This is a genomic window from Micropruina sp., assembly GCF_047606365.1.
In the GTDB taxonomy this organism is placed as follows: Bacteria; Actinomycetota; Actinomycetes; order Propionibacteriales; family Propionibacteriaceae; genus Micropruina.
The window spans coordinates 26,286-33,117 of record NZ_JASGEN010000133.1; the positions used below are offsets into that span (position 1 = coordinate 26,286).

The 6,832-nt window shown below is 66.0% G+C and carries 13 protein-coding genes and 1 tRNA gene; 8 read left to right on the top strand and 6 right to left on the bottom strand.

The features are described from left to right. Positions 1–105 precede the first annotated feature (105 nt). The 8 genes from QM624_RS15525 to QM624_RS15560 all read left to right on the top strand — a co-directional run bounded on the left by QM624_RS15525 (position 106) and on the right by QM624_RS15560 (position 3,450). Positions 106–426 carry a WhiB family transcriptional regulator gene (locus QM624_RS15525; protein ID WP_415093409.1) on the top strand — a complete coding sequence of 107 codons (321 nt, stop codon included), beginning with the start codon at positions 106–108 and terminating at the stop codon, positions 424–426. Further along, positions 423–635, top strand: coding sequence for a hypothetical protein (locus QM624_RS15530; protein ID WP_415093411.1), 213 nt, complete (start codon positions 423–425; stop codon positions 633–635). Before QM624_RS15525 ends, QM624_RS15530 begins: the two co-directional genes overlap by 4 nt. Next, positions 632–967 carry a hypothetical protein gene (locus QM624_RS15535; protein WP_415093413.1) on the top strand — a complete coding sequence of 112 codons (336 nt, stop codon included), beginning with the start codon at positions 632–634 and terminating at the stop codon, positions 965–967. Before QM624_RS15530 ends, QM624_RS15535 begins: the two co-directional genes overlap by 4 nt. Beyond that, the gene (locus QM624_RS15540) at positions 964–1,215 is read left to right on the top strand and encodes a hypothetical protein (RefSeq protein WP_415093415.1); all 252 of its coding nucleotides are present in this window, start codon (positions 964–966) and stop codon (positions 1,213–1,215) included. The genes QM624_RS15535 and QM624_RS15540 overlap by 4 nt, the downstream gene beginning before the upstream one ends. Beyond that, positions 1,212–1,982 (top strand): hypothetical protein, encoded by a 771-nt coding sequence (locus QM624_RS15545; RefSeq protein ID WP_415093417.1) that lies wholly within the window; start codon positions 1,212–1,214, stop codon positions 1,980–1,982. The genes QM624_RS15540 and QM624_RS15545 overlap by 4 nt, the downstream gene beginning before the upstream one ends. A 5-nt stretch (positions 1,983–1,987) precedes the next feature. Next, on the top strand, positions 1,988–2,422 hold the full coding sequence (locus QM624_RS15550) for a hypothetical protein (RefSeq protein ID WP_415093419.1): 435 nt from the start codon (positions 1,988–1,990) through the stop codon (positions 2,420–2,422). Positions 2,423–2,780: 358 nt separating this feature from the next. Further along, positions 2,781–3,008 (top strand): hypothetical protein, encoded by a 228-nt coding sequence (locus tag QM624_RS15555; RefSeq protein WP_415093421.1) that lies wholly within the window; start codon positions 2,781–2,783, stop codon positions 3,006–3,008. Positions 3,009–3,255: 247 nt separating this feature from the next. Further along, the gene (locus tag QM624_RS15560) at positions 3,256–3,450 is read left to right on the top strand and encodes a hypothetical protein (RefSeq protein WP_415093423.1); all 195 of its coding nucleotides are present in this window, start codon (positions 3,256–3,258) and stop codon (positions 3,448–3,450) included. A gap of 317 nt (positions 3,451–3,767) precedes the next feature. On the opposite strand, the gene QM624_RS15565 is transcribed toward QM624_RS15560, so the two are convergent. From QM624_RS15565 to QM624_RS15590, 6 genes are all read right to left on the bottom strand, one after another. After that, entirely contained in the window at positions 3,768–4,121 is a 354-nt protein-coding gene (locus tag QM624_RS15565; RefSeq protein ID WP_415093425.1) for a GNAT family N-acetyltransferase, read from the bottom strand. A 1,081-nt stretch (positions 4,122–5,202) separates the two neighbouring features. After that, a complete protein-coding gene (locus tag QM624_RS15570; RefSeq protein ID WP_415093427.1) occupies positions 5,203–5,427 on the bottom strand; it encodes a helix-turn-helix domain-containing protein in 225 nt (74 codons plus the stop codon). After that, positions 5,420–6,049 carry a hypothetical protein gene (locus tag QM624_RS15575; protein ID WP_415093429.1) on the bottom strand — a complete coding sequence of 210 codons (630 nt, stop codon included), beginning with the start codon at positions 6,047–6,049 and terminating at the stop codon, positions 5,420–5,422. The genes QM624_RS15570 and QM624_RS15575 overlap by 8 nt, the downstream gene beginning before the upstream one ends. Then, complete coding sequence (locus QM624_RS15580) at positions 6,046–6,423, bottom strand: hypothetical protein (RefSeq protein ID WP_415093431.1); 378 nt, start codon at positions 6,421–6,423, stop codon at positions 6,046–6,048. Before QM624_RS15580 ends, QM624_RS15575 begins: the two co-directional genes overlap by 4 nt. Beyond that, positions 6,420–6,650 (bottom strand): hypothetical protein, encoded by a 231-nt coding sequence (locus QM624_RS15585; protein WP_415093433.1) that lies wholly within the window; start codon positions 6,648–6,650, stop codon positions 6,420–6,422. Before QM624_RS15585 ends, QM624_RS15580 begins: the two co-directional genes overlap by 4 nt. Before the next feature lie 113 nt (positions 6,651–6,763). Continuing rightward, positions 6,764–6,832: transfer RNA gene (locus QM624_RS15590), tRNA-Val, on the bottom strand.

A 6,832-nucleotide genomic window follows, 5' to 3' on the forward strand; every position in this document is an offset into this window, starting at 1 on the left:
ACAGGTGCCGTGCCCGTACCTGTCCGTCTGTCTCCCCCTCTAGGAGGGGGACAGGTGGACGGGGGGATCGAAACGGCGGACAGCCGGCCGTTTCCGCCTCCCGCGGTGACCGGCGACAAGGGCACCCGAGTCGAGCAGCGGCACGCTGCGCTCAATCGGCTGCTCGCGGCCACCGACACGGCTATCCGGGCTGGGCGCACCCTGCCGTGTCTCCGCAGCTACGGCGGCCCGAATCCGTGGCTGTCCGACGATTCCGCCGCGCGGGCCAACGCTGCCCGGGCCTGCGACAGCTGCCCGGTGGCCTCCGAGTGCCTGGCCTACGCCCAAGCGCACCGGACCACGTTCGGTGTGTACGGCGGCCATGACTTCACGATCAAGGCAGTCGCTCGCGCGGTGGCCCTGTCCAGCGTCGGTGATGCCGTATGACGCGGGAACCTGCGCGTCCGGACTTTGCCGATTGCGCGATCGAGCTTCTGTGTGCGTTCGATGCTGCGGACAAGGCTGGGTTTGGCTTCCGGCAGCGGTTCTCCTTCTACGCGATTCCGGGTCTGGAGGATGCTGCGGCCGACTTCATCGAGTCCTACCTGGCTGAGCAGCTCGGGTCCGCAGGGATGCCGCTGGAGGCTGAGGGATGATCCAGGAGCTGCCGGGGGACGCGCTGGTGGTGTCCGGGGTGACGCGGAGGATTCTCGCTCAGGCGCTGGCGGATGCGCAGCGGTGGCGGGCTCGGAACGGGTTGGCACCCCTGCAGGCCTACGCGACCCTCGTCGGCGTCATGTCCCCCGACGGACATGCGGACATCGATTCGGGGCCGGTTGGGCAGCCTGAGGGCATGTCGATTCACGAAGCCGCTGCAGCGCTGGGGATCACGGCCCGTCACGCCCGCCGGCTGGCGCCGCGGTTGGGCCGAAAGGTCGCCGGCGTCTGGGTGCTCGATCGGGCGGCAGTGCTGGAGGGCGGCGAATGACCTCACCAGCCGAGAGCAGCGAGGCGATCTACGTGACGCTCTGGGTGGCGATCGAGCACTGTTACATCGACGGGCGCCCACTGGCAGGCGTTCCAGATGATGCGCCGGGAAGGTACACCACCAGGCGGTTCGACGCGGGCGACGTCCTGCCCGCAGGCGTCAGGCCGGACTGCCTGGCCCACCTGGAGCAAGTCGGCCTGGTGCTGCCGGTGCATGTCCCGGTCACGAACGAGAGGAAGCAATCATGAGCAGCCGCCACCACGAGATGACCGAGCCGGGCCCGGTTCTTTTGGGCCTGGTGGAGTTGGTTTACACCCTCACCTCGGTAGGCATCGACGTGCCGATGGGGGAGCGGTTCCAAGACCGAGCGCTCGGTATGCCTGAGCTGGCTGAGCCGAAGATGCCGGCAAGTCTCCTGGAATGCACCGACGACGAGCTACTCGAGTACATGAGGGAGACCGCCATTCATCGAGCGGGTATGAAGCTATCCAGAGATGTCGATGGTGACCTCAACCGGCTCTTCGCCGAGCAGTTCGCGGCCAACATCAGGGCACATGCGGACCAGATGGTTGAGCAGATGCGTCCCGACTTCGATGCGGGCGTTCAGCAAGCCAAGAAACTGCGGGCGCTGGGGATCACTGAGCGGGACACGCCCGACACGATCGTCCAGCTCGATGCCAAGGCGATCGTTGCTTGGCAGGAGTTCGCGGCACGCGCACCGTACCTGGACCAGCTCGCCGAGGCTCGGATAGATCTCTCCCGTTTCGCGCTGGTTGCGCCCACTCGATCCAAATTGCAGGCGGGCCCCATCGAATGGGGGGTGTGCTTCAACGTGGAGCAGTTCGATCGACTCGGCGAAGCGGCTTGGCAGCGCTGGCTGCGGATCGCGCCGGCCGCGGTGCTGGTCCCCCCGAGTGAGATCACGCAGATGTCCCAGCTGGAGCACAAGGGAATCGTCAAGCCCGAGTTGCTGGCCGCGATCGCTCAGGACCGCTTCAACACAGGCAAGGAGTGACTCCGATGCGCATCTCATCCGAACTCGCCCAGTCAGCTTTTCAGCTGGCCGAGCATCTGCAGGCGTCGGGCGTGCCGGCGAGCATGAGCGGGGTTCTCGATGCCTACTTTCAGGCGTCGAGGGTCGCGGTCGGACCTTCGCCCGGCCACACGCCCGGCACTCTGCGGGGCCCTGCGGCCGAGGCGCAGAAGCGCATCGTCACATCTGCCGCAACGAGTGCCACATCCCGTGAACTCTCGTCCGATGCTCGCACCAGCTTGGTCGCCAAGCTGAACGAGAAAGGGTGGCTCCGGACGGCTCAACCGACGGACAGCGAGATCCTGGATGCCGTCGACGACGCGGTCACGTACAGCCGGTACTACCAGCCGGCCGGCCAGGCGAAGGCGGACACCGCGACCGACGCCGCGTACAGCCGGTACTACAACTCCTTGGAGGGCTGAGCCAAGATGCCGCGGCGTGGGGGTGGTGTTCCGCGCTGAGGTAACTCGGACGGGCGCAGCTCTCCAAGGCCCCCCACGGAGACGTGGCGCGAGGGCAAGATCCAGCGCACCCGATCCAACGGCACCGCCGAGCGCATCTGCCGTCTGCGCCCCAACGGCTTCACCCTGCAAGAGATCTGCGACGACCTCACCGCCAACAAGAACCCCCACGGCCACGGGTGGGCAGTGGTGGCCGGCCACCGTGCGGGTGGTGCTGGCCCGCGCCGCTCAGAGTCCGGTCGACGCCTCTGAGGTGGAATCTGAGGGCCTCGGGGCCGACTCCGCCAGGTAGCGGCGCCTACGTGCCAGAGTGGGCGCCATGCGCCTAGAGATAACGACGCCGGATGGCCAGACCCACGAGCACGGAGCCAGCCTCCAGCAGGCCATAGACGTTCTCTATCTGGATGATGGCGTCGCGGTCGTGAGGGTGAAGCGCGGCAATCCGGAGTTGCGCACAAGCGCGGGCGTCGTGCGCGCCGCCCAGGACGACCAGGTGGAGGCCGTGCTGAAGGTCTATCCGTTGGGCAGCACCCATCGCTGGATGTAGCGCAACGGGCGCGGGTCATGCCCCACCCGCGCACGGCGCCACGGGCAGCTCGGGCTCAGTCCAGCGCGTCGGTGTGGCACGGCTGCGAACTTCTCCCGGTTGCAGCTGCTGGCCGACAGCTCAGGAGCTTGGGCGTCACGCATTTAGCTCCGATAAGTGGTGGTTTTCGGGATCCAGACCCCAGGGGGGAGAGGCAGGTACCTCGCGGACTCCCCACCCCCACCCCCTATGCCTGGATCTTTCGCGCTTGACCTGGCGCGATCGTCGATGCCCTCCTCCCGTCCTGATTGCCGATCCGCTCGAGGAGCAAGCTGAGGCCCGCAGAGCGGACGAGCCGACCCAGACCCTGAGCGCCCCTGACGGCCTACTCACCCAGCGGATCCAGCTGGTGGCAGGCAATGTCCACGAGGCGCTGGAGAAGCTGAGCGCGCTGGTCGGGTAGTCGGTCCAGGAGGCGAAGCCGAGAGCGGCGTGAGCGCCGCCCGTGCGGGCCTGTCGTCCACCCTGGGCGCTTCACCGATGCGCCTCGATCGCGACCAGCGCCGCGAACTGGTCGCCTACCTGGCTGGCGAGGGCATGAGCACGCGAGCGATCGCGCCGATCGTTGGCGTCGGGAATGGCACCGTCCACCGAGATCTGGAAGCTTCCAGGGCGCCGACTGTTCCAAGTGGAACAGTCGGCCGTCCACCCACCGTCACCTCGCTCGACGGCCGCCAGCGCCCCAGCACGCAGCCGAAGCCCGCGCCGCCCGTGGCCACTTCACTCGACAGGTTCGGTCGGTGGCAGCTCGATGACCAGGTGCCACTTCTCGTAGTACCCATCGAAGCGCGGTGCGCCCGCGACCTCTCCCGAGTTCGTGAATCCGTTGCGGGCGGCGAAGTGCTGCGAAGCTAGGTTGCGTGAGTGGATGTATGCCTCGATAGTGACCACGGCTCGTTCCGTGATCGGTGAGAGTGCGCGGTTCATGAATTCGGCGAGGGCGTCGTCCGCGAGCCACCCGCCATTCCCGCGGTGCTGCATGGCGACGGCCATGAGCTCCAGACGGATTATCAGCGGGGAATCCTCGAGCGAGTACAGAACCACAGCTGTGATCTCGTCGCCCTCAACGGCCACGAGGCAGTGTCGGGGCGGTGCCAGCGGCACACCGAGCTGCCGGGCGGCGCCTTGGATCTCGTACTCCCACGGGCAGGTCGACTCGTACTCGGTGCGCCGGGTCAGCTTCCGCAGCTTCCGTTCGGGTGCGCAGCAGAAGGCGGGAAGCCGCCGGCGATCCTCGCGGACGGCGAAGCGCCACTCCACCCCTCGACGTTCAGCCGCTACCTGTTCACGAGAGTCGGATTGGGCCTATCGGTGAGGATGGCCTCCGGTTCGTAGCCGAGCATGCGCGCATAGGACTCGGCATATTCGCGATCGCGCAGAACCTCTCGTCGAAGGCGCGTCGTCCGGAGATGGCGCCACCCGCGATGCAGCTTCGTCATGACTCGCTTGGCCATCACCGTCGACCTTTCTCCCTCACATCCCAAGTATTACCTCGGTCCGTGCAATCTAGCGGCCCAGATCGCTGGCGCCCGACCAAAGCGCCGGGAGTCTCAGAACCGGGGTTTCCGGCGTCTGCCCCTGGTGCAATCCCGCGCGCACTCGCTCAGCAGCTCAGCCGGGATCGCCCTTCTTGGCGGTTCGGGGTCCAGATCTGCCGAAGCCACCACCCCCTAGAAGGGAGCAGGGCCAACCAGATCTCCGTCACTGGGCTTGTGCACCCAGTGACGGCGAGCCACACGGAGATCCTCTTGTGACCACTTCGACGGGTCCACAACAGTGGCGACGATCTCCCTGAGAGCGTGCAGCTTCCCTTTGAGAGTTGCGTCAGGGTTGATCACGGCAACCCATCGCCGTGCGCCGTACCAATCGCGAGCAGCTACGTGGTGCAGCCACGGATCACCTGCCTCCCAGTGGGCGAGGACTTCGATTTGAAGTCGCTCCGCGATGTCCTCGAGATATGCGACCTCTTCCAGCATCAGGCGGGTTTCGGTCTGACGGCTGACATTCGCCCGCTCGCGTGAGTCACTGGGCGACTCGGCGTGGATCAGACTGTGCGGACCGACCGTCCCACAGCGGGAGCAGGTGAGATCCGCTCGTTTTCGGTGATACAGGGAGGAGCGAGTGGCGCCACACGAGCTGCACATGAACACCTGGCTCATCCCGACGCCCTCCGCCGCAGCGGCCTGACGTTGGTCACGGCCTGGTGCTCACACTTCTGGCCAGCCAGGTAGGCGTCGATACAGCCCGGCTTGATCGACCAGGGCCCGCCCTTCTTGCGCTGGACGCCGTGCAGCTCGCCAGCCTCCAGCGATCGGCGGATCGAGCCCGGATGACGATGGGCATACTCGGCGGCACCGGCGGTCGTTAGGTACTCAGCCACGACGTTCCTCAGCCGACATGGGCTGCACTTGCTCCAGCACATCCATCAAGTCCCGATGGCAAATGTCGGCGCGCAACAGGATGAGGCCGTCGTCCCAGAGGGCCAACGCGTGGTCTTCAAGGCCTTCCACCATCACCGGGCGTAGCCCCATGGCAGCCAACAACGACTTGGCGTCTTCGCCGATTGGTTGGCCCTCGAACGCGAGGATCCCTAACAGCCGCTCCCTCGCTGTCGTCAGTGCGTCGGCCATGCGCCTGCAGTCCTCGACGTCCAACTCATGCAGGTAGTCAAAGTACGTGGCAACGATCGGCGGTTGCAGCTCCAGCTTGCCATCGGTGACGGCCTCGTAGGCTTCGATCGCCACGGATGCGCGGCCGTCTCCGTTCGTAAAGACAGTCCGTGAAACGGCGAACTCTATGACGCACGCTTGGTGATGTCGTGTGAGTTCTCCGGGGGCAGGTTTCGAATCGTACGGATGGCCAGCTGGCTTTTCACACCACCACGGGCATCCGGGCGGGGTAGTCAGCGCGGTTGTGGTCATGGAGTTGTTCCTTTCATCGACGTTGATGGTGCCGGCAACGCTTGCAGTCGGGTCAGACAGTTCTTGGTCGCGCGTGGTCACTGGGCGACCTCAGCGAGCCGCTTGGCAGATGCAGCGAGCGCCCAGTCAGCGACCTGATCGAGGTCGGCTTCGGGGCTCACGAGGAGTGCGGCTTGCTTGTGCAGCAGCATGGCGTTGGTGTCCTGTAGCCAATCGGCCTCGATCACACGCAGGCCAATGATCGTCAGCAGCGCCAAGGTGTCGTCGCTGGCCTGGATGGGCTCCTTCCTGGTGGCGATCCCGTCGGTGACGTCGCGCAAGGTCTCGATGGTGATGTCGGCGTCGATCAGGAGAATGCGGTGCTTACGGACGAGTACTGCCCGTCGGCCGAGATCTTCGACAACGACGGGTCGCAGGCCGAGCGCGTAGATGGAGGCCAGGTCCGCGGGGGTCATCGGGTCACCGCCTCGGTCTTGTTCCAGCGCACGAACTCGGCGACGTGCACATCGAAGCTGCCGCGCATCCGGGCGTTGATCTGGCGCCGCTGATCACTGGTGAGCGTGTCGGGCATCAGCAGGGTGATCGTGCGGTTGCAGAGCGGGCAGGCGCAGTCCTGGCGGTGCTCAAGGCACAGAGTGCAGCCGAGCTGATGCGGCCCGAACTCGTGGGTGTGGGTGGTCATGGCGAACTCCTCCTAGAGCAGGGGAGCGAGGCATGTTGCACGCATGTTGCACAGCAACGAAGAAACCCGCTCCGACTTCGGTTTCTCACCTAGTCAGAGCGGGTTTCTCGCGGTGGGCGATACTGGGTTCGAACCAGTGACCTCTTCGGTGTGAACGAAGCGCGCTACCACTGCGCCAATCG